At 71.7% G+C, this 23,722-nt stretch carries 25 protein-coding genes; 8 read left to right on the top strand and 17 right to left on the bottom strand.

What is annotated here, in order from left to right:
- Positions 1 to 331 precede the first annotated feature (331 nt).
- The 4 genes from pstS to pstB all read left to right on the top strand — a co-directional run bounded on the left by pstS (position 332) and on the right by pstB (position 4,497).
- Positions 332 to 1,456 (top strand): phosphate ABC transporter substrate-binding protein PstS, encoded by a 1,125-nt coding sequence (gene pstS / locus VE614_RS23115; RefSeq protein WP_324940395.1) that lies wholly within the window; start codon positions 332 to 334, stop codon positions 1,454 to 1,456.
- Positions 1,457 to 1,584: 128 nt separating this feature from the next.
- A complete protein-coding gene (pstC, locus tag VE614_RS23110) occupies positions 1,585 to 2,592 on the top strand; it encodes a phosphate ABC transporter permease subunit PstC (RefSeq protein ID WP_324940393.1) in 1,008 nt (335 codons plus the stop codon).
- Positions 2,589 to 3,650 (top strand): phosphate ABC transporter permease PstA, encoded by a 1,062-nt coding sequence (pstA, locus tag VE614_RS23105; protein ID WP_324940389.1) that lies wholly within the window; start codon positions 2,589 to 2,591, stop codon positions 3,648 to 3,650. The genes pstC and pstA overlap by 4 nt, the downstream gene beginning before the upstream one ends.
- A 70-nt stretch (positions 3,651 to 3,720) precedes the next feature.
- Positions 3,721 to 4,497, top strand: coding sequence for a phosphate ABC transporter ATP-binding protein PstB (gene pstB / locus VE614_RS23100; RefSeq protein ID WP_324940387.1), 777 nt, complete (start codon positions 3,721 to 3,723; stop codon positions 4,495 to 4,497).
- A 100-nt stretch (positions 4,498 to 4,597) separates the two neighbouring features.
- Here pstB and VE614_RS23095 read toward each other — a convergent pair whose 3' ends face one another.
- Positions 4,598 to 5,596: an inorganic phosphate transporter gene (locus VE614_RS23095; RefSeq protein ID WP_324940384.1), complete on the bottom strand. Its 999-nt coding sequence runs from the start codon at positions 5,594 to 5,596 to the stop codon at positions 4,598 to 4,600.
- A 7-nt stretch (positions 5,597 to 5,603) separates the two neighbouring features.
- Entirely contained in the window at positions 5,604 to 6,224 is a 621-nt protein-coding gene (locus tag VE614_RS23090) for a DUF47 domain-containing protein (protein WP_306965725.1), read from the bottom strand.
- Positions 6,225 to 6,436: 212 nt separating this feature from the next.
- Between VE614_RS23090 and VE614_RS23085 the strand changes: the two genes are divergently transcribed.
- Positions 6,437 to 6,820, top strand: coding sequence for a metal-sensitive transcriptional regulator (locus VE614_RS23085; RefSeq protein WP_324940375.1), 384 nt, complete (start codon positions 6,437 to 6,439; stop codon positions 6,818 to 6,820).
- Between the two features lie 3 nt (positions 6,821 to 6,823).
- Here the strand turns inward: VE614_RS23085 and VE614_RS23080 are convergent, their stop codons facing one another.
- The 10 genes from VE614_RS23080 to mshD all read right to left on the bottom strand — a co-directional run bounded on the left by VE614_RS23080 (position 6,824) and on the right by mshD (position 15,912).
- Positions 6,824 to 7,003, bottom strand: coding sequence for a hypothetical protein (locus tag VE614_RS23080; protein ID WP_324940372.1), 180 nt, complete (start codon positions 7,001 to 7,003; stop codon positions 6,824 to 6,826).
- A 106-nt stretch (positions 7,004 to 7,109) separates the two neighbouring features.
- Positions 7,110 to 7,952: a hypothetical protein gene (locus tag VE614_RS23075; RefSeq protein ID WP_324940369.1), complete on the bottom strand. Its 843-nt coding sequence runs from the start codon at positions 7,950 to 7,952 to the stop codon at positions 7,110 to 7,112.
- Positions 7,953 to 8,321: 369 nt separating this feature from the next.
- Positions 8,322 to 8,747 carry an NUDIX hydrolase gene (locus VE614_RS23070; RefSeq protein ID WP_324940366.1) on the bottom strand — a complete coding sequence of 142 codons (426 nt, stop codon included), beginning with the start codon at positions 8,745 to 8,747 and terminating at the stop codon, positions 8,322 to 8,324.
- A complete protein-coding gene (locus VE614_RS23065) occupies positions 8,744 to 9,829 on the bottom strand; it encodes a CHAD domain-containing protein (RefSeq protein WP_324940363.1) in 1,086 nt (361 codons plus the stop codon). Before VE614_RS23065 ends, VE614_RS23070 begins: the two co-directional genes overlap by 4 nt.
- The gene (locus VE614_RS23060) at positions 9,810 to 12,185 is read right to left on the bottom strand and encodes an RNA degradosome polyphosphate kinase (RefSeq protein ID WP_414719629.1); all 2,376 of its coding nucleotides are present in this window, start codon (positions 12,183 to 12,185) and stop codon (positions 9,810 to 9,812) included. Before VE614_RS23060 ends, VE614_RS23065 begins: the two co-directional genes overlap by 20 nt.
- A gap of 169 nt (positions 12,186 to 12,354) precedes the next feature.
- Entirely contained in the window at positions 12,355 to 12,531 is a 177-nt protein-coding gene (locus VE614_RS23055; RefSeq protein ID WP_324940358.1) for a hypothetical protein, read from the bottom strand.
- Between the two features lie 100 nt (positions 12,532 to 12,631).
- Entirely contained in the window at positions 12,632 to 13,615 is a 984-nt protein-coding gene (locus VE614_RS23050; RefSeq protein WP_324940357.1) for an ABC transporter permease, read from the bottom strand.
- The gene (locus tag VE614_RS23045; RefSeq protein WP_324940355.1) at positions 13,612 to 14,502 is read right to left on the bottom strand and encodes an ABC transporter ATP-binding protein; all 891 of its coding nucleotides are present in this window, start codon (positions 14,500 to 14,502) and stop codon (positions 13,612 to 13,614) included. Before VE614_RS23045 ends, VE614_RS23050 begins: the two co-directional genes overlap by 4 nt.
- Positions 14,499 to 14,885, bottom strand: a complete 387-nt coding sequence (locus VE614_RS23040; RefSeq protein ID WP_324940352.1) for a GntR family transcriptional regulator — start codon at positions 14,883 to 14,885, stop codon at positions 14,499 to 14,501. The genes VE614_RS23045 and VE614_RS23040 overlap by 4 nt, the downstream gene beginning before the upstream one ends.
- 100 nt (positions 14,886 to 14,985) lie before the next feature.
- Positions 14,986 to 15,912 (bottom strand): mycothiol synthase, encoded by a 927-nt coding sequence (mshD, locus tag VE614_RS23035; protein WP_324940349.1) that lies wholly within the window; start codon positions 15,910 to 15,912, stop codon positions 14,986 to 14,988.
- Between the two features lie 156 nt (positions 15,913 to 16,068).
- Here mshD and VE614_RS23030 point away from each other — a divergent pair, with 156 nt between their 5' ends.
- On the top strand, positions 16,069 to 17,874 hold the full coding sequence (locus VE614_RS23030; RefSeq protein WP_324940346.1) for a bifunctional metallophosphatase/5'-nucleotidase: 1,806 nt from the start codon (positions 16,069 to 16,071) through the stop codon (positions 17,872 to 17,874).
- Positions 17,875 to 17,934: 60 nt separating this feature from the next.
- Here VE614_RS23030 and VE614_RS23025 read toward each other — a convergent pair whose 3' ends face one another.
- Genes VE614_RS23025 through VE614_RS23015 form a run of 3 tightly spaced genes read right to left on the bottom strand, consistent with a single transcriptional unit; the run spans position 17,935 to position 22,365 of the window.
- Entirely contained in the window at positions 17,935 to 19,062 is a 1,128-nt protein-coding gene (locus VE614_RS23025; protein WP_324940343.1) for a tetratricopeptide repeat protein, read from the bottom strand.
- Positions 19,059 to 20,282, bottom strand: coding sequence for an ATP-binding protein (locus tag VE614_RS23020; RefSeq protein WP_324940340.1), 1,224 nt, complete (start codon positions 20,280 to 20,282; stop codon positions 19,059 to 19,061). Before VE614_RS23020 ends, VE614_RS23025 begins: the two co-directional genes overlap by 4 nt.
- Positions 20,283 to 20,316: 34 nt before the next feature.
- Positions 20,317 to 22,365 carry a pectinesterase family protein gene (locus VE614_RS23015; protein WP_324940337.1) on the bottom strand — a complete coding sequence of 683 codons (2,049 nt, stop codon included), beginning with the start codon at positions 22,363 to 22,365 and terminating at the stop codon, positions 20,317 to 20,319.
- A gap of 125 nt (positions 22,366 to 22,490) precedes the next feature.
- Between VE614_RS23015 and VE614_RS23010 the strand changes: the two genes are divergently transcribed.
- Positions 22,491 to 22,853 carry a DUF6281 family protein gene (locus VE614_RS23010; protein ID WP_324940334.1) on the top strand — a complete coding sequence of 121 codons (363 nt, stop codon included), beginning with the start codon at positions 22,491 to 22,493 and terminating at the stop codon, positions 22,851 to 22,853.
- Here VE614_RS23010 and VE614_RS23005 read toward each other — a convergent pair.
- Together VE614_RS23005 and VE614_RS23000 are read right to left on the bottom strand one after the other, a co-directional pair.
- A complete protein-coding gene (locus tag VE614_RS23005) occupies positions 22,810 to 23,091 on the bottom strand; it encodes a hypothetical protein (protein ID WP_324940331.1) in 282 nt (93 codons plus the stop codon). The genes VE614_RS23010 and VE614_RS23005 overlap by 44 nt on opposite strands.
- Positions 23,088 to 23,318, bottom strand: a complete 231-nt coding sequence (locus VE614_RS23000) for a hypothetical protein (protein ID WP_324940328.1) — start codon at positions 23,316 to 23,318, stop codon at positions 23,088 to 23,090. Before VE614_RS23000 ends, VE614_RS23005 begins: the two co-directional genes overlap by 4 nt.
- 145 nt (positions 23,319 to 23,463) lie before the next feature.
- On the opposite strand from VE614_RS23000, the gene VE614_RS22995 reads away from it, so the two are divergent.
- On the top strand, positions 23,464 to 23,722 hold a 259-nt coding region (locus VE614_RS22995; protein WP_414719630.1), incomplete at its 3' end, for a helix-turn-helix domain-containing protein.

Below are 23,722 nucleotides of genomic sequence, written 5' to 3'. Positions count from 1 at the left end.
CACACCCGATCGGCTACTCCCTTCGGCGGCGGCAGGTGGTGTACCTTCCCCACAAATACCCCTTTTGTTGCTCCCGGGAGACTGCGGTGTCCAGACCCGTGCGCGCCGGGGCCGGTACCTGCGTGTGCCCTCCCCGTAAGCATTCCGTGACCTCACCGCACCGTCCGCAGGGGTTCACCCCCCGTTCACTTCCGGCCATAGGCGGCTTCACCTGTTCTGCCTAATTTCAGCCTTGCTGACGACGAACGCACCTCGGATCCCGCGTCCGTCTCACCCACACTTCGCACGCCGCCGGATTCAGGACGGCGGCTCCCGGAAGGAACTCCCGAAAGTGAAGCTTCAGCGCATGAACCGGCGGGCCCTCACCCTCGGTGCTCTCGCCGTCTCCGGCGCCCTGGCCCTCACGGCGTGCGGCTCCGACGACACCACGGGCGGCGGGGACCCGACGGGGGGCGCCAAGGCCACGGGTTCCATCAAGTGCGACGACGCCCAGGGCCAGCTGCTCGCCGACGGTTCGTCCGCGCAGAAGAACGCCATCGACGCCTGGGTGAAGCAGTTCACCTCGCAGTGCAACGGCGTTCAGATCAACTACAAGGGTGGCGGCTCCGGCGCGGGCATCACCGCCTTCACCCAGGGGCAGGTCGCCTTCGCCGGCTCCGACTCCGCGCTGGACCCGGAGGAGATCACCGCCTCCAAGAAGGTCTGCTCCGGCGGTCAGGGCATCGACCTGCCGATGGTCGGCGGCCCGATCGCGGTCGGCTTCAACGTCTCGGGTGTGGACGGCCTCGTCCTCGACGCGCCGACCCTCGCCAAGATCTTCGACAGCAAGATCACCAACTGGAACGACCCGGCGATCGCCAAGCTGAACCCCGGCGTGAAGCTGCCGGACCTCAAGATCCAGGCGTTCCACCGCTCCGACGACTCCGGCACGACGGACAACTTCACCAAGTACCTGCTCGCCACCACGCCGGACAACTGGAAGTACGAGGGCGGCAAGACCTGGCAGGCCAAGGGCGGCCAGGCGGCCGCCGGCTCCTCCGGTCTCGCCCAGCAGGTGAAGCAGACCAACGGCGCCATCGGCTACTTCGAGCTGTCCTACGCCAAGGACGGCATCAAGACCGTCGACATCGACACCGGTGCCGGCGCCCCGGTCAAGGCCACCGTCGAGAACGCCACCAAGGCCATCGCCGACGCCAAGGTCGTCGGCACTGGCAAGGACCTCGCCCTGGAGCTGAACTACGCCACCAAGGCCGAGGGCGCCTACCCGATCACCCTCGTCACGTACGAGATCGTCTGCGACAAGGGCAACAAGCAGGACACCCTGCCCGCCACCAAGGCCTTCCTGCGCTACATCGCCAGCGAGGACGGCCAGAACGTCCTGGCCCAGAACGACTACGCGCCGATGCCCGCGGACATCATCGCCAAGGTCCGCACGACCATCGAAGAGCTGAGCTGACCCGAGTGCGGTCCGGTCCCGACCGGGACCGGACCGCACCGTCCGGTGCACCGCCGCCCGGAGCCGCGCCCCGCGCACGGCTCCACCGAGCCGCCCATCCGACGCGGCTCCGCAGACCGGAGAACCCGATGGACATAACCACAGCACCCACCGACGCACCTCCCCCCCTCTCCCGTCCCACCCCCACCGAGCAGAAGCGCGCGGCCCGGGGCGCCACCCGGCCCGGCGACCGCATCTTCCTCGGCCTCTCCCGCGGCTCGGGCATCCTGCTGCTGGTGATCATGGCCGCCATCGCGGTCTTCCTCACCTGGCGGGCCGCCCTCGCGATCAGCGAGGACGAGGGCAACTTCCTGACCACCTTCGAGTGGAACACCCAGGCCCAGCCACCGGTCTTCGGCATCGCCGTCCTCGCGTTCGGCACCGTGGTGTCCTCGATCATCGCCATGGTCATCGCGGTCCCGATCGCGGTCGCCATCGCGCTCTTCCTCACCCACTACGCCCCGCGCAAGCTGAGCGGCCCGATCGCCTATGTGATCGACCTGCTCGCCGCCGTGCCGTCCATCGTCTACGGCCTGTGGGGCGCCCTGGTCCTCGTACCGCACCTGAACGGCCTCTACGCGTGGCTGGATCAGTACCTCGGCTGGACCGGCATCCTCGAGTGGAACGGCGGAGCCCCCCGCTCCATGTTCACCGTCGGCATCCTGCTCGCGATCATGATCCTGCCGATCATCACCAACGTGAGCCGTGAGGTCTTCCGTCAGGTCCCGCAGATGCACGAGGAGGCGGCCCTCGCCCTCGGCGCCACCCGCTGGGAAGTGATCCGCATGGCGGTCCTCCCCTTCGGCCGCTCCGGCGTGATCTCCGCCTCGATGCTCGGCCTCGGCCGCGCCCTCGGCGAGACCATGGCCGTCGCCACCGTGCTGTCCCCGTCCTTCGAGATCCAGGCCAGCCTGCTCGACCCCGGCGGCGGCACCTTCGCCCAGAACATCGCCAGCAAGTTCGGTGAGGCCTCCGAGTTCGGCCGCGACGCGCTGATCGCCTCCGGTCTCGTCCTCTTCGTCATCACCCTGCTGGTCAACGGTGCGGCCCGCGCGATCATCGCCCGCCGCAAGGAGTACTCGGGGGCCAACGCATGAGCCACGCCGTCGTCACCGACAAGCGCCCCAGCAGCCTGCGCGGCGCCCAGCTGCCCAAGTGGTCCCCGTGGGCGATCGCGGCCGGCTCGCTCGCCGCCGCGGTCGGCATCGGCCTCGCCGCAGGGCTGCACAGCCGCATCCAGTGGGGCGTGATCGCCGCCATCCTCTTCATCGCCGGCACCTTCGGGATCGCCGCGCGTGTCGAGGGCAAGCGGCAGGCCAAGGACCGGGTCGCGACCTCCCTGGTGTGGGTCGCCTTCCTGATCGCCGTCGTCCCGCTGGTCTCCCTGATCTGGGTGACCGTGCAGCGCGGTGTGAAGGTCCTCGACGGCTACTTCCTCACCCACTCCATGGGCCTGGTCGCCGACTCCGAGCCGGGCGGCGGCATCTACCACGCCATCCTCGGCTCCCTGGAGCAGGTCGGTCTCGCCACCGTCATCGCGGCGCCGATCGGCGTGCTCACCGCGATCTACCTGGTGGAGTACGGGCGGGGCAACCTCGCCCGCGCGGTCACCTTCTTCGTCGACGTCATGACGGGCATCCCGTCGATCGTCGCCGGACTGTTCATCCTCAGCCTGATGCTGATCTTCGACATGCAGCCCTTCGGATTCGCCGGCTCGCTCGCGCTGGCGATCCTGATGATGCCGGTCGTCGTCCGTTCCACGGAGGAGATGCTCAAGCTCGTCCCGAACGAGCTGCGCGAGGCGTCACTGGCCCTCGGTGTGCCGAAGTGGCGCACGATCCTGAAGGTGGTCCTGCCCACCTCCCTCGGCGGCATCACCACCGGCATCATGCTGGCGGTCGCCCGTATCGCCGGTGAGACCGCGCCGGTGCTGCTGCTGGTGTGGGGCAACCCCTTCATCAACGCCAACCCGTTCGAGGGCGCGCAGGCCTCGCTGCCGCTGTACATCTACCAGCAGTACGCCAACAGCGCGGGTTCCGGCGCGGCGTACGACCGTGCGTGGGCGGCGTCTCTGACGCTGATCGCCTTCGTGATGATCCTCAACCTGCTGGCGCGTGGCATCGCGCGCTGGAAGGCCCCGAAGACCGGTCGCTGAGGCGACACTTTCCGGCTCCGCAGGGCGGGGCCACACGGCGACCGATCGAAGATCTGGAAGTGAAGCAATCATGGCCAAGCGAATCGACGTAAGCGGACTGACCGCCTACTACGGCTCCCACAAGGCGATCGAGGACATCTCGATGACCGTCGAGCCGCGCTCGGTGACGGCGTTCATCGGCCCCTCCGGCTGCGGCAAGTCGACGTTCCTGCGCACCCTGAACCGCATGCACGAGGTCACGGCGGGCGGGCGGGTCGAGGGCAAGGTGCTGCTCGACGACGAGGACCTGTACGGCCACGGGGTCGACCCCGTCTCCGTGCGGCGCGAGGTCGGCATGGTGTTCCAGCGGCCGAACCCGTTCCCGACGATGTCGATCTTCGACAACGTGGCCGCCGGGCTGCGGCTCAACGGGAACTACAAGAAGAGCGAGCTGAGCGACATCGTCGAGAAGTCGCTGCGCGGCGCCAACCTCTGGAACGAGGTCAAGGACCGCCTGAACAAGCCCGGCTCCGGGCTGTCCGGCGGTCAGCAGCAGCGGCTGTGCATCGCCCGGGCGATCGCGGTCGAGCCGAACGTGCTGCTCATGGACGAGCCGTGCTCGGCCCTCGACCCGATCTCGACGCTCGCGATCGAGGACCTGATCGGGGAGCTGAAGGAGCGGTTCACGATCGTCATCGTCACGCACAACATGCAGCAGGCGGCGCGCGTCTCCGACCGCACGGCGTTCTTCAACCTCGCGGCGGTCGGGCAGCCGGGCAGGCTGGTCGAGATCGACGACACGGAGCGGATCTTCTCCAACCCCTCGGTGCAGGCGACCGAGGACTACATCTCCGGTCGCTTCGGCTGATCGCCATCGACTCCTCGCGGTGCTGCATGGCGGTGCCACCGTGAGGTCACAAAGGGCCCGCCCCTGGCTCCCGGGGGCGGGCCCGTGTGTTGTGCCGTGTCTACAGGAACGCCAGGTGGACCAGGCCGTACGAGCAGGCTGCCACCGTTGCCGCGGCGGGCATGGTGATGAACCAGCCGAGGATGATGTTCTTGGCGACGCCCCAGCGGACCGCGTTCACGCGCTTGGTCGCGCCGACGCCCATGATGGCGGAGGTGATGACGTGGGTGGTGGAGATCGGCGCGTGGAAGAGGAACGCCGAGCCGAACATGATCGTCGCGCCGGTGGTCTCGGCGGCGAAGCCCTGCGGCGGGTCAAGCTCGATGATCTTGCGGCCGAGGGTGCGCATGATGCGCCAGCCGCCCGCGTAGGTGCCCGCCGACAGCATCACGGCACAGGCGATCTTCACCCAGACCGGGATCGGGTCGCCGTAGTCCTCGACGTCGGCGATGACCAGGGCCATCACCACGATGCCCATGGTCTTCTGGGCGTCCTGGAGGCCGTGGCCGAGGGCCATGCCCGCGGCGGAGACGGTCTGGGCGATGCGGAAGCCGCGCTTGGCCTTGTGCGGGTTGGCGCGGCGGAACATCCACATGATGGCGGTCATCACCAGGTAGCCGGCGAGCAGGCCGACCACCGGGGAGATGAACATCGGGATGACGATCTTCTCCAGGACGCCGTCCCAGTAGACGGTGGTCCCGCCGGCCAGCGCCGCGCCCACCATGCCGCCGAAGAGGGCGTGGGAGGAGGACGAGGGCAGTCCGAAGTACCAGGTGACGAGGTTCCAGACGATCGCGCCGACGAGCGCGGCGAAGAGGATCCCCATGCCGGTGGAGCCCTCGGGTGTCTCGATCAGGCCCTCGCTGACCGTCTTGGCGACGCCGGAGCCGAGGAACGCGCCCGCGAGGTTCATCACGGCCGCCATCGCGAGCGCCGCCCGCGGGGTGAGCGCGCGCGTCGACACGGAGGTGGCGATCGCGTTGGCGGAATCGTGGAAGCCGTTGGTGTACGTGAAGAAGAGCGCGACCCCGATGGTCACGACCAGAGCGAAGGTGTCCATCGACGCTTCAGGACTCCTTGACGGCGATGGTCTCCACCGTGTTCGCCACGTGCTCGAATGCGTCGGCGGCTTCTTCCAGGACGTCGACGATCTGCTTGAGCTTCAGTACCTCGATGGCGTCGTACTTGCCGTTGAAGAGGTGGGCGAGCAGCTTGCGGTGGATCTGGTCGGCCTGGTTCTCTAGGCGGTTGACCTCGATCCAGTACTCGGTGAGATTCTCCATGGTGCGCAGGTGGGGCATGGCCTCCGCGGTCAGCTCGGCCGCCCGCGCCAGCACCTCGATCTGCTGCTCCACGCCCTTGGGCAGTTCCTCCACGTTGTAGAGGACGACCAGGTCGACGGCCTCCTCCATGAAGTCCATGATGTCGTCGAGGGACGAGGCGAGGGAGTAGATGTCCTCGCGGTCGAAGGGCGTGATGAAGGAGGAGTTCAGCTGGTGGAAGATCGCGTGCGTGGCGTCGTCGCCGGCGTGTTCCGCTGCCCGCATACGCTCCGCGATCTCGGCCCGGGCGGAGGTGTCCGCCCCGAGCAGTTCCATCAGGAGCTTCGAGCCCGTGACGATGTTGTCCGCGGAGGCGGCGAACATGTCGTAGAAGCTCGTCTCCCTGGGGGTCAGACGAAAGCGCACGTGGGGTCCTCGGGATGCATCGGTTTCGGTCAGGCTGATGCTAGGCGCATCATCCGGCCACGGCTAATGGGCCGTCCCCCAGTGTCGCCCATCGGGCACAGTTATCGGCACGGGGGCGGTGCGCGGGGTCGGCCCGGCCTGCCGGCAAGGGGCGCATACCCGGCAAAGTCCAGTACGATATACCCAGTAGGGGTATGTGGATGGAGGATGCTATGACGACCACCGAGGCCGGTGCGGGTCTGCCCGCCGAGGCGCTCGCCCAGACTCCGGCGGAGGCTGCCGCGGAGGCCGCGGTGACCGATCACGACCGGGGGATCCACGGGTACCACCACCAGAAGGACGAGCACCTGAAGCGGCTGCGCCGGATCGAGGGCCAGATCCGCGGCCTCCAGCGGATGGTCGACGAGGACGTCTACTGCATCGACATACTCACGCAGGTCTCCGCCTCCACCAAGGCCCTCCAGTCCTTCGCGCTCCAGCTGCTGGAAGAGCATCTGCGGCACTGCGTCGCGGACGCCGCGCTCAAGGGCGGGGACGAGATCAACGCCAGGGTGGAAGAGGCCACCAAGGCGATCGGCCGGATGCTGCGCACCTGACGCTCAGGCCGCCGGCGGGTCCGCGCGCTCCTCGGCCACCCGCAGGACCTGGTCGATGCTCTCCATGCTGAGCCGGTCCTCGGCGGCCGAGGCCGCGATGATCAGCTCTCCGCACAGCTCGATCTCGGCGAGCGCCACGTGGTCCTGAACTGCCGTACCGCCGACCGGAGCCACGTGCGTCACCTCTTTCCTGCCGTCACCGACTTCCTAGAGTAGGGAGCGGCCCGCACCCCGCGCATGGCACGGACGGGCTAGTTCCAGCCGGTCACTTCCGCCGGGCGCGGGGCCCTCACTGCTCCGCGATCCGGCCCGCGTAGATGTCCCGCGCGGGGGGCAGGCGTACGTCGGCGGGGGTGCCGAAGTCGTACAGCAGCGTCGTCGAGGCCACCGCCACGGTCGCCTTCTCGCTGCCGTTGACGAAGCTGAAGCGGTGCCTGACCTTGCGGATCCGGCCCTCGTCGTCCAGGAACACGTCGAACGGGACGTCGGCCGTGGCGAAGCCTTTCGCCGCCGCCGCGAGGGACGCTTTTCCGCCGGGGGACGCCTTTCGCGCCGCCTCGGCGAGGTCCGCGGTGCCGCGGTAGTGGTGGACCGGCGTGCCCGCGACCTCCGTACGGCCGACGTACGTGGCCGTGCGCGCCCCGCGCAGCACCTCGGCCGCGGCGAACGGGTCGGTGGCGCCGCCCGTGACCAGATTGCCGTCGGAGAGGGTGGTGGTGTCGACGCGTACCCATTTGTCGGCGGGGACGCCCGCGCCGCGGTTCTTCATGTACAGCGCGCCCGGCGCGAGGAGTTCGGTGATCGGACGGTGTTCGGTCTGGCCCGCCGCGTCGTGCGGGAGCCGCACCTTCAGGCGGCCGAGGCGGCGCGTGTAGTCGTAGACGCCCTCGCCGCGGATGGTGACGCGGGTGCCGCCGGTGGCCATCTCCATGGACGTCCGCGCTCTCGAGGTGCGCGCGGCCACCAGGGCCTCCGCGGCCCGGTGCAGGGTGGGGACCGCTTCGGCGGCGGGGCGGGTGTCGTCGGCCGCCGCGCCGTCGCTCTGGCATCCCGTGGCGCCGAGACACACCCAGGCCATCAGCCCCGCCGCGACGACCGTCCCGCCCGCCCTGCCGTGCTGCCGCTCCGCCATCGTCGCCTACCCCCAGTCAGCCGTCCGCCAGTCCGTCACGGGCCTCTGTCGTCCGGTTAACGACGGGTAGGTTGGCTCGTCACGCCGCCGTCACGCCGCCGTCACGCCGCCGGGGCGGGGCGGGCGCGGGGTCCCGGGGAGCCGCACCGGGCGTTCACCTTGCCCGGGTACCGTGGCGGCGTGACCGAGGAGGACCGGTTCGCCCCTGGCCGAAACGATGCGGAACACCGGGTCACCACGGTGGAGCAGGGGCCGTTTTGTGTGGCGCGGTGCAGCTGCGGCTGGCGCGGGCCCGCCCGCCGGGCGCGCAGCCAGGCGCGGACGGACGGGACGGGGCATGCCGCCGAGGCGTGAGCCGGCGAGCGCCGCTCAGGGCCGGCGCAGGGCGGCCAGCAGTTCGTCGACGAGTTCCCGGTCCCGGGGCTGGGTGAGGCGGGCGCGGGCCGCCGCGGGGGGCAGCCACACGATCCGGTCGACCTCGTCGGTCGGGGTGAAGGCCCCGGCCCCGGCCTCGGCCGCCCAGTAGCGGACCTCCTTCGGGCGGCCGCCGGCCAGATAGTGCACGGTCGGCAGCTCCGCGCCCGGGACCGCCGTGCGGCCCGTCTCCTCCTCGACCTCGCGCAGCGCGCCGGCCAGGGGGTCCTCGCCACGCTTGAGCTTGCCCTTGGGGTGCGACCAGTCGTCGTACTTCGGGCGGTGGACGAGGCAGACCTCCAGCGTCCCGCCGTCCGGCGAGCGGCGCCACAGCACGCAGCCGGCGGCCAGGACGGGAGGGTCCTGCGGGCCGCCGGTCACGGGGTGCCCACCGTCTGCTTCTGCCAGCACTGCTGGAACGCGAACCGGGCCGCCTCCACCTCGTGGCGCTGATCGGCGTGGAGCACGCCGAGGGCGTAGGCGGTGGCCGGGGCGATCCGCGGGGTGCGGGCGGCCGACGCAGCCGCGGCTGCCGCCTCCGAGGCGTCGCGGTGCCGGTCGAGGGCCTGGCCGGCGGTCAGCACGGGTACGTCCACCGGGGCGTTCTCTCCGTGCAGGACCTCACGGGCGTAGCGGTGCAGGCGCAGCAGGAGGCGGACCTGGTGCCAGGGGGCGTCCTGCGGGTGCGGGGCCGGGTCCGGGGAGAGGCCGTGGATCAGCGCCTCCGCGTTGTACGGGCTGCCCGCGGTGATCAGGGGGAGGGCGGTGACGGCGTCCGCCAGGCGCTCCTCGGCCGCGGCGGCGAGAGGGCGCAGGTCGGAGGCGGTCGCGGTGGTCGTGAGCGGGACCTCGCTGGCCAGTAGGGCGACCTTGTCGGCGACGGCGTGGAAGCGGGCGGAGCCGAGGGCCTGGAGGGCGGTGGAGTGGGCCCGGGTGCGGGCGAGGGTGAGCTGGCGGTCGAGGAGGGCACCGGCTTTCGCGGCGCCCACGGTGAGGTTGCCGCGCTCGGACGGTGCCGGGGGGCGGGTCTCGCCGGCGGTGTCGGCCGGTGCCGCGCCCATCCGTGCCGCCCCACCGGCACGACTGCCCGCGGCCACCTTGGCCCGCGCCGGGAACGCCGAGGAGCCCGACAGGCGGTGCAAGGCGGTCAGGAGGCGGTCCAGGCGGGACGCGTAGGCGTGCTCCAGGGCCAGGGTGCCGGACAGCCAGGCCAGTTCGGGGCGCATGGCCTCGGACCAGCCGGGGTCCAGCAGCGGGCGGAAGGTGTGGAGGCTGCCGCTGATGCGGCGGGCCGAGCGGCGCAGCGCCCGGGCCGCGTCCAGGGAGTCCCCGGTTCCGGTCTCGCGGTGCTGGCGCAGCGCGCGCAGGAACTCGGTGGCCTGCGCGCGCAGATAACCGGCCAGCGCGTCCCCCGTCACCGGCTCGGCCAGGGGGTCCGTCGGTTCAAGGTGTTGCTGTGCCACGCCGGCGCCTCCGGGCGTCTATGAGCATCTCCTGGATGTTCCGCAGGGGACCGCCGTCCCCGTCCGTCGCGTGCCGGGTCCATTCGCCGTCGGGCCCCAGGTGCCAGGACGCGGTGGAGTCGGACATGCCCGTCTCCAGCAGCCGGTTGAGGGCGGCCCGGTGGGCCGGGTCGACGACCCGCACCAAGGCCTCTATCCGGCGGTCGAGGTTGCGGTGCATCATGTCCGCGCTGCCGATCCAGACCTCGGGCTCGCCGCCGTTGCAGAAGCCGAAGATCCGCGAGTGCTCCAGGAACCGGCCGAGGACCGAGCGGACCCGGATGTTCTCCGACAGGCCCGCCACGCCCGGCCGCGCGGCACAGATGCCGCGCACCCAGATGTCGACCGGTACGCCCGCCTGGGACGCCCGGTAGCAGGCGTCGATGACGGCCTCGTCGACCATGGAGTTGACCTTGATGCGGACGTAGGCGGGGCGTCCGGCGCGGTGGTGCTGGATCTCCTTGTCGATGCGTGAGATGAGGCCGTCGCGCAGGGACTTGGGGGCGACCAGCAGGCGCCGGTACGTCTCGCGGCGGGAGTAGCCGGAGAGGCGGTTGAAGAGGTCGGAGAGGTCCGCGCCGACCTGGGGGTCCGCGGTGAGCAGGCCCAGGTCCTCGTAGAGCCGCGCGGTCTTGGGGTGGTAGTTGCCGGTGCCGACGTGGCTGTAGCGCCGCAGCGTCTCGCCCTCCTGGCGGACGACGAGCGAGAGCTTGCAGTGGGTCTTGAGGCCGACCAGGCCGTAGACCACGTGGCAGCCGGCCTCCTCCAGCTTGCGGGCCCACTTGATGTTGGCGTGCTCGTCGAACCGGGCCTTGATCTCGACCAGGACGAGGACCTGCTTGCCGGACTCGGCGGCGTCGATGAGCGCGTCGACTATGGGGGAGTCGCCGGAGGTGCGGTACAGGGTCTGCTTGATGGCGAGGACGTCCGGGTCCTGCGCGGCCTGCTCCAGGAAGGCCTGCACGGATGTGGAGAACGAGTCGTACGGGTGGTGCAGGAGGACGTCGCGCCGGCGCAGGGCGGCGAAGATGTCGGGCGCGGAGGCGGACTCCACCTCGGCGAGGTCGCGGTGGGTGCCGGCGATGAACTTCTGGTATTTCAGCTCGGGCCGGTCCAGGCCGTGGATGCGGAAGAGACCCGTGAGGTCCAGGGGGCCGGGCAGGGGGTAGACCTCGGCCTCGGAGATCTTCAGCTCACGGACCAGGAGGTCCAGCACCTCCCGGTCGATGGACTCCTCCACCTCCAGGCGCACCGGCGGCCCGAAGCGGCGCCGCATCAGCTCCTTCTCCAGGGCCTGGAGGAGGTTCTCGGCGTCGTCCTCCTCGACCTCCAGGTCCTCGTTGCGGGTCAGCCGGAAGGCGTGGTGCTCCAGCACCTCCATGCCCGGGAACAGCTCTTCGAGGTGGGCGGCGATGACGTCCTCGATGGGGACGTACCGGCCGGGGCTGCTCTCCAGGAAGCGGGAGAGCAGCGGCGGCACCTTCACGCGGGCGAAGTGCTTGTGGCCGCTGACCGGGTTGCGGACGACGACGGCCAGGTTGAGGGACAGGCCGGAGATGTACGGGAAGGGGTGCGCGGGGTCCACGGCGAGCGGGGTGAGGACCGGGAAGATCTGGTGCTTGAAGAGGGTGAACAGGCGGGCCTGCTCCTTCTCGGTCAGCTCGCTCCAGCGGACCAGGTGGATGCCTTCCTCCGCGAGGGCGGGGGCGACGTCCTCGTGGTAGCAGGCGGCGTGCCGGGCCATCAGCTCGCGGGAGCGGGCCCAGATCATCTCCAGCACCTCGCGCGGCTGGAGCCCGGAGGCGGACCGGGTGGCGACACCGGTGGCGATCCGGCGCTTCAGACCGGCCACCCGGACCATGAAGAACTCGTCCAGGTTGCTGGCGAAGATCGCCAGGAAGTTCGCGCGTTCGAGCAGGGGCGTGTCCGGGTCCTCGGCGAGTTCCAGGACCCGCTCGTTGAACGCGAGCCAGCTGCGCTCCCGGTCGAGGAACCGGCCCTGGGGCAGCTGCCCGCCGTCGCCGTGCGTCTCCTCGTAGGAGTCCAGGTCGGCGTCGATGTCGGGTTCCAGGTCGGAGACCGCCGCCGCCACGGTGTGCGGGCGGTGCGCGGCGATGGAGCCCACGGAGGGCTGTGCGTGCTGGACCTGCGGGACCGGTGCCTGGGCGTTCTGCTGGCTCATAGAGCCATTCTTCCGCGCCGTGAGGGAGACAGGCGCGTCGGAGGGGGCGGGCGGGAGCGCGGCGCCGGCGGCTGCGGTCCCGTTCCCACGGCTCCCCTCGGGCGGGGGCGAAGGCTCTGGCACGGCGGGCTTCATTCGGCGAGGGTCGCAAGTGTGTCTGAATCGATGGTTACGGCGACATGACGTGTGGGATAGCGGGCGGCGGCTCCCGGGCGTCCCGGGGGTGGGGCGCGTACGTCCCCGCCCCCGGGGAGGGACGTACGCGGTCCGGGGCGGCTCAGCGGGAGCGGCGGCGTGGCTCCGGTCAGCGGGCGCGCGTCGCGGCGACGGTGACCACGGCGGCGAGCGCGCCCACGCCGGTGGGCGGGGCCGGCCGCGACAGCGGGGCTGTGCGGTGCGGGCCCGGCACGGCGGCCGGTGCCGGGGCGCGCGGGTGGCGGCGCCCGCGGGGTGTGGGGGCGGTGGGGGTGCCCGCGATCACGCGGTGGTTGCGGTGGGGCCGTTCCGCTGTGCGGCACCGGCCGGGCCCGGACCGCGCGGGTGGCGCGGCCCGTGCGCCGGGGGCGTGGTCACCCGGTGGCTCAGGTGCGGTGCCTCAGCAGGCGGAACGCGGCCAGGACGGCGAGGGCGCCGAGAGCGAGGACGATGGCCGTCTCGACCAGCTGGAGGGGCCAGAAGTGGGCGGCCGGCTGGTAGTCCTGGTAGAAGGCGACGATCTTGCGGCCGGCGCTGCAGCGGATGTCCTCCAGGCACATCGGGTCGGGGATCCGCTCACCGGTCGCGGTGATGACGCCCTCCTCCGCGATCATGCCGTCGGCCCCGGGGTAGCCCTCCGTGCTGGTGACGGTCTCGGCCGGCCACAGGTGCGGCCGGATCGAGAGCAGCGCCAGCAGCAGGGCGATCTGGGCGGCGAGGGCGACGGCGAGGGCGGGCAGCGCGCGCCGCACCAGCAATCCGGTGAGCACGCCGACGGCCAGTCCGAGCAGGGTGTGCGCGGTGGCCAGCGGGCCGTTGGCGAGGTAGCTGGGGTCGTAGTGCCACTCCCGCCAGCCCTCCCGCAGTTCGCCGTCCGAGGCCCACACCAGCCGGTGCAGCGCGGTGAGGGCGAGGCCGCCGGTGGCGATCAGCGCGGCGGGCACGGCGAGCTTGGCGGCGAGCCAGCGGGCCGGGGAGACGGACTGGGTCCAGGCGAGCCGGGCGGTGCCGTTCTCCAGTTCGCGGCCGATCAGCGCGCCGCCCGCCCAGGCGGCGGTGAGCAGCGGGGCGAGGTAGAGCAGTCCGGAGCCGAGGCCGAGGGCGAGGTCGTAGTTCTGGTAGGCGGGGCCCGCGTAGTCGCAGGACAGGCCGGGGGTGCCGGTCGGGCCGCACTCCATCCGGCGGAACTCGTCCCAGGCGGCGTCCGCGCCCGGCCCGTACGCCCACAGCAGGGCTCCGGCGGCGACGGCGAGCAGCATCAGCCAGAACCACAGGGCCGGGCGGTGCAGCCGGAGCATCAGCCAGGTGAGGCCGTGCGGGCCCCGGGACAGGGGCGTGCCGGGGGCGGCGGTCGCGGTCACGGCGGTCATACGGCGGCCTCCACGGGGGCGTCCAGGTGCAGTGCGGGGGCCTCGGGGGCGCGCAGGTGGGCGAGGACCAGTTCCTCTAGGGACGGCCCGGCGCTCTGCCAGGTGCCGGAGACCGGGCCGTCGGGGCGGATCAGGGCGGTGAGCTGGCGTCCGGTCGAGCGGGACTCGACGACGGTGTGCGGGGTGAGATCACCGTCGGCCGGGCCGGTGACCAGGGTGTGCGCGGCGAGGAGGTCGTCGAGCGGGCCGGAGAGGCGGATCCGGCCGCCGCCGACGAGGAGGAGGAAGTCGCAGGAGCCCTCCAGCTCCGCCACTACGTGTGAGGACATGACAATCGTGGTGCCGTGTTCGGCCGCGTCCGCCATCAGCGTGCCCATCAGCTGGTGCCGGGCCAGCGGATCGAGGTCGGCCATCGGCTCGTCCAGCAGCAGCACCTCGGGCCGCTTGCCGAGGGCGAGGGCGAGCGCGACCCGGGTGCGCTGGCCGCCGGAGAGGGAGCGGATCCGGGCACGGGGGTCCAGTCCGCCCTCGGCGACGATCCGGGCGGCGACGGCGCGGTCCCAGCGGCCGGGGTTCAGCTCCGCGCCGAGGCGGAGCGTGTCGGCGACGGTGAGCTGGGGGTGCAGGGGCTTGTCCTGGGCGACGTGGGCCAGGCGCTCGCGGACCTCGGCCGGGCGGGCGCCCAGCACCCGGACGGTGCCCTCGGTGGGGGCGAGCAGGCCGACGGCGAGGGCGAGGAGGGTGGACTTGCCGGCGCCGTTGGGGCCGACGACGGCGCACACCCGCCCGGCGGGCAGCCGGAAGGCGCAGCCGTCCAGCGCCCGCCGTCGTCCGCGCCGGCCGAAGGCCTTCGCCAGCCCGGCCGCCTCGATGGCGGTGTCGGTCATTCCTGGTCCCCCTTGAAGTGCTTGTCCAGTACGGAAGTGAAGAGTGCGGCCACGTCGTCGCGTTCGAGTCCGGCGGCGCGGGCCCGTCCGGCCCACTGCTCCAGCTCGGCGCGCAGGGGCGAGTCGGCGGGCGCGGCGCCCAGGGCGCGGCGGACGAAGGTCCCTAGACCGCGGCGGGCCTCGACCAGGCCTTCGCGCTCCAGTTCGCGGTAGGCCTTGAGGACGGTGTTCGGGTTGATGGCGGTGGCCGCCACGACCTCGCGGGCCGTGGGGAGCTTGTCGCCGGGCCGCAGCAGGCCGAGGCGCAGGGCCTGCTTGGTCTGCTGGACGATCTGGAGGTAGGTGGCGACTCCGCTGCGCCGGTCGATGCGGTATTCGACCACTCGGAAACCACCCTTTCACTAATTGAGTAGTGAAAGGGTGGTGCAAGAGAGGGGGCGGCGTCAAGATCACCGCCCCCGGCGCCCCGTTACGGGCGGAAGATCACGTCTCGGTCCGGTACATGAGGTCCGTCTCGTACGTGGTGAAACCGAGCCCTTCGTACACGGCCACCGCCGCCTTGTTGTCCGCGTCGACGTACAGCATCGCCGCCGGCAGCCCCTGCCCGGCCAGATGCCGCAGACCGATCAGCGTGAGCGCCTTGCCGAGGCCGCCGCCCTGCGCGCCCGGCGCCACCCCCACGACGTACACCTCGCCGAGCCGCTCCTCGGCGTGCACCTTCGTCCAGTGGAAGCCGACCAGCTCGCCGTCCCGCTCCGCCAGGAAGAAGCCCGCCGGGTCGAACCACGGCTCGGCCTTGCGGTCGTCCAGGTCCCGCTGGGTGAGCGAGCCCTGCTCGGGATGGTGGGCGAACGCGGCGGCGTTGACGGCGAGCCAGGCCGCGTCGTCCCGGCCCGGCTCGAAGGCGCGCACGCTCACCCCGGCCGGCAGCACCGGCTCGGGCAGCTCCGGACCCGCCAACGGGCGCCGCATCTGCCGCAGTTCCCGGAACAGGGTGAGGCCCAGCACCTGCGCCAGATGCCGGGCGGCCGAGTGGCCGCCGTGCGCCCACACCCGCAGCCGCTTGCCGGAGGCGGCGAGCAGCGCCGAGCCGAGGGCGCGGCCGTGGCCGTGACCGCGGTACGAGGGGTGGACGACCAGCTCGGCGGCCGGAGCCTCCACCGGGTCGGTGTCCTCCAGCTGGGCATAACCGACGAGTTCCCCACCGCTGGTGAGCAGCAGATGGGAGACGCCCTCGCGCTCCCCGCCGCGCAGCTGGAGCCGGCCCTGCTCGGACACCGCCTGCTGGCCGTCGACGCGGGCGGCCGCCGCGAGCAGTGCGAGAACCGCCTCGATCTGGTCCGGGGAGAGTGCCGCGCGGGTCTCGATGGCGCGTACGGAGTCGGGCCGTGCGATGTCGTCGCTGGTCATGCCTACGAGGGTAAGGGGCCGGGCGCCGAAATCGGCGCCAAAGGGAAACCAGGATGTAACCATGAACCCCCTGTCGCGCTACGCGCGTTGACTCTAGGCTGCGCCGGGACCACCTGACCGCCGGATGACAGCCGGAAAAGAACCACAGGGGGGCGCATGCCAGCCACCACTCCGCCGCACGACCGCCGCAGACGCCGTACCACCCGGCTGCTCGCCGCAGCCGCAGCTCTCGCCACCGCAGGCGCGCTGGCCGCCGCGCTGCCGTCGGCCGCCAGCGCCGGCGAGAAGACCGGCAAGCACGGGCCGGGCCGCTACCAGGACGTGCAGCTGCTGTCCTTCAACGACCTGCACGGCAACCTCGAACCACCGGCCGGCTCCTCGGGGCGGGTCACCGAACTCCAGCCCGACGGCACCACGAAGACCGTCGACGCGGGCGGCGTCGAGTACCTGGCCACCCACCTGCGCCAGGCGCGCGAGGGCAACAAGTACTCCATCACCGCGGCCGGCGGCGACATGGTCGGCGCCTCCCCGCTGCTGTCCGGCCTGTTCCACGACGAGCCCACCATCGAGGCGCTGAACGGCCTGGAGCTGGACGTCACCAGCGTCGGCAACCACGAGTTCGACGAGGGCGCCCGGGAGCTGGCCCGCCTCCAGAAGGGCGGCTGCCACCCCACGGACGGCTGCTACGGCGACGAGGAGTTCGAGGGCGCCGACTTCCCGTACCTCGCCGCGAACGTCCTCGACGAGAAGACCGGCAAGCCGATCCTCAAGCCCTACTGGGTGTGGAAGAAGAAGGACGTCAAGATCGGCTTCATCGGTGTGACCCTGGAGGGCACCCCGGACATCGTCTCCGCGGAGGGCGTCAAGGGCCTCTCCTTCGAGGACGAGGTCGAGACCATCGACAAGTACGCCAAGGTGCTCCAGGGCCAGGGCGTGAAGTCGATCGTCGCGCTCATCCACGAGGGCGGCTTCCCGGCCGGCACCGCGTACAACTACGACTGCGACGCGCCGGGCGCGGGTGACGGCATCTCCGGCCCGATCGTCGACATCGCCAAGAACGTCACCCCGCAGGTGGACGCCCTGGTCACGGGTCACACCCACGCGCCGTACGTGTGCACGATCGACGACCCGGCGGGCAAGCCCCGCATGGTGACCTCGGCCGCGTCCTTCGGCCGCCTCTACACCGACACCACCCTGACGTACGACCGGTGGACCGGTGACATCGCCCGCACGGCGGTCGGCTCCGCCAACCACGTCGTGACCCGGGACGTCCCCAAGGCGCCCGACATGACCGAGCTGATCGGCAAGTGGAACGCGCTCGCCGCGCCCATCGGCAACCGCCCGATCGGTTACATCTCGGGCGACATCGGCAACACCGGCACCGAGTCCCCGCTCGGCGACCTCATCGCCGACGCCCAGCTCGCCCACGGCAAGGAGCTGGACCCGGAGACCGACCTGGCGCTGATGAACCCGGGCGGCATCCGGGCCCCGCTGACCTATGCGGCCAAGGGCGCCGAGGGCGACGGCGTGGTCACCTACGCCGAGGGCTTCACGGTCCAGCCGTTCGCCAACACCGTCAACCTCCAGGACATCACCGGCGCCCAGCTGATCCAGGTCCTCAAGGAGCAGGTCAGCGGCGCCAACGCGGCGGCCCCGAAGATCCTCCAGATCTCCTCGGGCCTGACCTACACCCTGGACCTGACGAAGACGGGCGCCGACCGGGTCGTCACCGACTCGGTCAAGCTGAACGGCAACGCCATCGACCCGTCCGCCACCTACCGCGTCGCGAGCAACAGCTTCCTCGCGGGCGGCGGTGACGGCTTCCCGACGCTGGGCCAGGGCACCAACGACCTGGTCGGCGCGGACGACCTGACCGCCCTGGAGAAGTACCTGACGGCCAACTCCTCGGCGACCGGCCCGATCGCGCCGCCGAAGGCGGACCGGATCACCATCGTGAAGTGACGCCGGACTGAGCGACGACCGAGGGGAACGCGCTTCCGCGTTCCCCTCGGTCGTTCCCGCTCAGCCGGTCTTCCTCCGGTCGAACCACATCGTCGCCAGCGTCGGCAGCAGCCCGGCCCAGAAGAGCACCTGCGGAACCGTGCGTTCGGTCCACGGGACCTCGACGACGAGCAGGGCGCACAGCATCGCCCACGCCGCCTGGCCGAGGACGATCCGGGCCCAGACGCGTCGGCGGACCAGCGAGCGCAGGTTGACCCGGATCCCGGAACGCAGCCGGCGGTACCTCAACAGGGCGCCCAGCGCCCAGACGACGGCCATCGGCACCAGGTCCCAGAGCCGCTGGCCGAGCGGCAGCGGCAGCTCCCGCTGTGTCCCGCCCTCCGTCGCGAACAGGTCGACGCCCACGCCCGCGAGGGCCAGGCAGAGCAGGGCCAGCCAGCGGACCCCGCGCAGCAGCCGGTAGGACGCCTCGTCCAGGCCCTGCCGCATCGTCTCGGAGTCCGGCGCGGCGGCCAGCGCGTCGGCGTACAGCGTGGCGGCCTGGGCGGCGGGCACGCCGGGCGCGTCCGCCGCTTTCCGCGTCCGCCGGGCCAGGGCCTTCGGGTGCTGCGGGTCGAGCCGGAGGATGGCCTCGTCGAGCTGGTCGGCGACGGTCCGGTTGCCCGCCATGTCGGCGATCAACCAGGCCACCTCGTAGGCGTACACCTCCTCCGGGCCCAGCCGGATGGCCTCCTGGGCGAGTTCGCCCGCCTCCCGCAGGGCGGCGTCCTGGTCCTCGCGCCGGATCTGGCCCCCGTTGGCCCGCCCGGAGCGGATCGCCCGGATGCGCCACAGCCAGTTGGCGAGCAGCGCGTGGCCGTACCAGTTCTCGGGGTCCAGGCGGATCGCCTCGCGCAGGACGTCCTCGGTCTCCAGGAAGCGGCCGGCGGCGCGCAGGGCGTGCGCGTGCATGATGATCGCCCCGATGTCCGAGGAGTCGAGCGTCAGGGCCCGCTGGGTCGCCTCCAGCGCCAGGGGCCCGTCCGGCTCGTCCCCGGCCAGATGACTGCGGGCCAGCTTGACCCAGGCCCGGATGTCCTCGGGATCCTCGGCGAGCCGCTCGGCCAGCAGCTCACGGGCCTCGTCGTACCGCTCCAGGTCGATGAGCAGGTCGGCCCGCTCCACGGCGGGGTGCTGCGCGGTGGTCACAGCTTGCGCCTCTTCTTCAGATACGCCACCAGGTCGTCGTACATCCCGCCCTCGTTGGCGAACATCGCCACGTTCCGCGCGGACGCGAACCACGGCTCGGCGGACGGCACGACGTCCTTCGCGGCGGCCAGCAGGTCCTTCATGCCGATCATCCGTACGGTGCCGGTGCGCGCCGAGTCCAGCAGCGCCCGCTCGGCCGCCGCCTCGCAGAGATGGGCCAGGTCGGCGCCGGACAGACCGTCGGTGGCCTTGACCAGTTTCCCGAGGTCGACGTTCTCGATGGGCCGGTCCCGCAGGTGGTACCGGAGGATCGCCTCGCGGGCGGGCCCGTCGGGCGGCAGGACGAGGATCGTACGGTCCAGCCGGCCGGGGCGGCGCAGGGCGTTGTCCACATCCCAGGGCACGTTCGTGGCGGCCAGCACGAACACGCCCTCGTTGGCCGCCGCGTCGATGCCGTCCAGCTCGGTGAGCAGCTGGTTGACGGTGTTGCGCATGCCGCTGTGCGCGGTGCGGCTGCGCTTGGCGCCGAGCGCGTCCAGCTCGTCCAGGAACACCACGCAGGGCGCCTGGCGGCGGGCGGTCTCGAAGATCTCGTGCATGTTGCGCTCGGAATTGCCGATCCACATGTCGAGCACGTCGTTCACCGACACGGACAGGAACGCGGCGCCCAGCTCCCCGGCGACGGCCCGCGCGATGAAGGTCTTCCCGCACCCGGGCGGCCCGTACAGCAGCAGCCCGCCGCGCAGGCTCTTGCCGTACAGCTTGCGCAGCTCGGGGTTGCGCAGCGGTGCGAGGAATGCGGCTTCCAGCCGGTCCTTGACGTCCCGCATGCCGCCCACGTCGGCCAGCCGCACCGCGCCGGGCTTCTCGACGTCCCAGGCGTCGGCGTCGCCCGGATCGTCCTGCCCGTCCGCCCGCACCGGCGCCTCGACGAACCGCGGCGGCACGACGTCACCGACCTGCTCCTGGGCGGCCTTCCAGTCGAAGGCGGGGCGGGCGGGAGGTGGCTGGCCGGGTACGCCCATGGCCCGGGCCATCAGGTCCCGGGCCTGGGCATCGCCCGGCGCGTGCTGAAGGGCCACGGCCGCCTCGGCGACCGCGGCCTGCGACTGTCCCGCGTCCAGCAGGAGTTCGGCCAGGTGCAGCCGCAGCGGTACGTCGGTGGGGGCGGCGGCGACGGCCGTTCGCAGACTCTGTATGAGAGGGGAGTCGTCCGGCATGATCCACAGCCTACGACCCGCCTCCCGCGCCCCTTTAGGAGGCCGTGGGCGTCCAGCCCCCCAGCCAGTCCGCGACCTCCTGGCCGGTGGCCTGGGCGTCGGTCAGGTGGGGTCGGTCGGAGCTTGCGGCGCCCGCGCCCGCGCCGGTGTTCCTGTACTCCGCGAACCGGTCGTCCTTCCAGGAGAAGCCGCTCATGTCCGTCCAGGGCGCGGTGCGGATCGCGCCGCTGAGGGTGGTGTTGCGGACCGTGGTCTGCGGGTCGAGGGTGGCGTCGCCGCCCGCGTGCCAGGGCCGGCCGAGGTGGAAGGAGCGGTCGGACACGTCACCGGTGATCGCCGAGTTGGCGATCAGGATGCCCTTGCGGTTCGCGGCGGTGCTCGGGGCGGTGACGTATCCGGCGGAGGTGCCGTCCCAGCGCTTCTTCAGGGTGATGACGGACCGGTCGATCACGGCGGTGGCGCGGCCGAAGATGAAGTCGACGTTGCCGGTGACGTAGGAGCTGGTCATGTAGACCCGGCCCAGCCTGTCCTTGGCGGCGGTGTCGACGAGCAGTGTGTCCTGGTCGCCCTCGACGATGATGCCGTCGAGGAACACCTTGTCGGCGGCGGTGCGCAGGGCGACGGCCTGGTGGCCGGAGAGGTGCTGGTTGGCCTTCTCGTCGAAGTCGTTGGTGATGGTGAGGTTGCGGGCCTGGAAGTCGTCGGCCTCGACGGCGACGGTGGCGCTGCCGCCGGTGCCGTAGGTGCCGCCGCCCGGCTTGGGCGTGCCGGACGCGTTGTTGTACACGATCACCGTGTCCTTGCGGCTGGCGCCCGTGCCCCGGATGGTGACGTGGGGCTTGTTGGACGGGACCTTCACCGTCTCGCGGTACGTGCCCGGCTTGACCGCGATGACGACCCGTGAGGGGTTGTTCGCGGGGACGGCGTTCACGGCCGCCTGGACGGTGGAGTACTGGCCGGAGCCGTCCTTGGCGACGGTGAGGGTGGTCACGGCGGCCGCGGTGGTCGTGGCCGGGGTGGTCCCGATCGAACCGCGCGGTCCGGCACCGGACGTGAGCAGCGCGGGCACGTCGGCCGCCCGGTCGAGGGTGTAGCCGTAGTACGCCTTCGGGTCGAAGGCCGTGCCGCCGCTCTCGTTGCGCCCGGTGGTGCCGGAGAAGACGTTGCCGCGCTGGACCAGGGTGGCGGTGGAGTCCTTGATGACCGGGTTGCGCATGCCCTGGAAGTAGGAGTTCTCCAGGACCATGCTCGTCCTCCCGCGGGAGTAGTTGCCGTAGGACGACGTGATGGCGGTCCCCGGGGTGTCCTCCAGGAAGTTGTTGTAGAGGTGCGCGTGGGCGGCGTTGTCCGTGGACGGGTTGCGCTGCTCGGTCTCGCGGATCCAGTTGTGGTGGATCGTGATGTCCGTCTTGACGTTCTCGGTCCAGCCGATGCCGAACGTCTTGTTGTTGTCGCTCAGCCTGTTCCAGGACACCGTGACGTTCGTGCTGTCCTTGCGGACGTCGATGAGCCCGTCCGCCATGTGCCGAAGGTCGTTGTGGTCGATCCAGACGTGGTGGGCGCCGTCCATCTGGATCGCGTCGTAGTCGTGGTCCTTGTCGTTCCAGACGCCCTGGTACGCGTCCCGGATCGTCAGGTTCCGGATGATCACGTTGTGCACGCCGGGGCCGAGGAAGAAACCGCCGCCGACGATGTGCCCCGAGGTGCCGGAGCCCACGATGGTCTTGTCGGACCGGACCCTGATCTCCTTGCCGGCCGGGGACATGGTGATCGTCCCGGCGACGACGATGACGTACGGCTCGTCGGCGGTCGCGTACTTCTCCAGGTCCGCGAGCGTCTTCACGGTGACGATCTGCCCGCCCCGGCCGCCGTACGTGCCGTTCTGGCCGAGGGAGTTCACGGAGGCGAAGCCGTCGGCGGTGGCCGTCGCCCATGTGGGCACTTCGGCCGCCGACGCCTCGCGCTGCGCGTTCGCACCGACGACGAGCACACCCGCCGCGGTCAGGGCGAGGGGGACACCGAGGGCGAGCGCCGTAGTGCTGCGCCTGCGGTGCCGGGGCTTGCCACGGGTCGTCTCACTCATGCGGGTTCCGTTCCGTGTGTGGGGATGGTCGACGGACAGTCGCCGCCGGCCGCCGGAAGGTTGCCGCGGCGGCCGAACGAACCCGGCGGCCCCGGCGTCGGAGTGGATGACGGGAGGAGGCCCGGATGAAGGCCGTACGAGGGCTGGCGGTGCCGCTGCTCGCGCTCACCGGGTGCGCGGCGGGGGAGAGCGGGGGCGACGGGACGGCGTCCTGCGCCTACCTGGTGCGCTACGAGGGGCGGACGTACTCGGACCGGGCCGACGTCGACTTCGAGGTGGCCGGGCACATCGGTACCGCGGTCCTGCCGCCCTGCGACGACACCCCGAACGCCGGGGAGCCGGGCAGCCCCGCCACCTCGGTCGAGGCCTACCGGGTGGTGGGCTGGGACCCCGGGAAGGCCATCGCGGTGGGCACGTCACCGAAGGAGGCGGTCTTCGTGCGGGTCAGTCCGGACGGACCGTCGCCTCGACGCGGGCACCTCGGCTGACCGCGACCCGGAGCACGTCCTCCAGGGACTCGGCGGCCCGGGTGAGCGCGAACCGCACGGCCCGCTCACCGGCCTTGGCGTCACCGAGGACGGCCCTGGCACCTGCCAGCACCTCCGCGGCCGAGCGCAGTTGGGCGGCCTCGATGTCGTCGGCGAGCCGGGAGAGCGGACTGTGCGGGTCGTCGCTGCTGAGGTAGCAGGGCTTGCCGTCGACGCCCGTCCAGGGGAGCAGCCTCATGCGGACACCTCCACGGGGCGTCCTTCGCGGGCGAGCAGGTAGGGGCGGACGAGCGGGGTGTCGAGCCGGACGGGCTCCAGGGCGCGGGGCGGGGAGTGCGGCGGGGCCGGCGGTGGCGGGGGCGCCGTGGCGCGGTGGCGTCCCTCGGCGGGCAGCAGGAGCCGTACGAGGGAGAGCAGGACGGTCTCGCAGAGCGCGGCGAGGCGCAGGCGGAGGCGCAGAGGCATGGCGGTGCCCTTCCGGGGCTGGCAGGGGTGGTTGACGAGCGGTGATCACCGTTCGTGCCTCGATGGTCACGGATCGCGCGTACGCTGCGGAAGAGGTTCGGTGTTGTCTGGCGCCCAGACAACGGGGAGGGGTGACGTGGGCGAGATGGTTGACGCTCAGCCGGTTTCCGGGCGGGCGATGCTCGGGCAGACGCTCAGGGTCCTGCGGGAGAAGGCCGGGAAGTCACTGGGGCAGCTGGCCGACGAGACCGGGTACGAGAAGAGCTATCTGAGCCGCCTGGAGTCGGGTGAGCGGCTGTCCAAGGTGACGGTCATGGAGGACCTGGACGGCTACTACGGCACCGGTGACCTGCTGTTGAGCCACTGGAAGGCGGCTCGGCTGGACGCGTTCAAGGACCAGTACA

Source organism: Streptomyces sp., assembly GCF_035645055.1.
Classification (GTDB): domain Bacteria; phylum Actinomycetota; class Actinomycetes; order Streptomycetales; family Streptomycetaceae; genus Streptomyces.
Note: the sequence above shows the minus strand (reverse complement) of the source record. Positions and strands in the feature narration are given on the sequence as shown.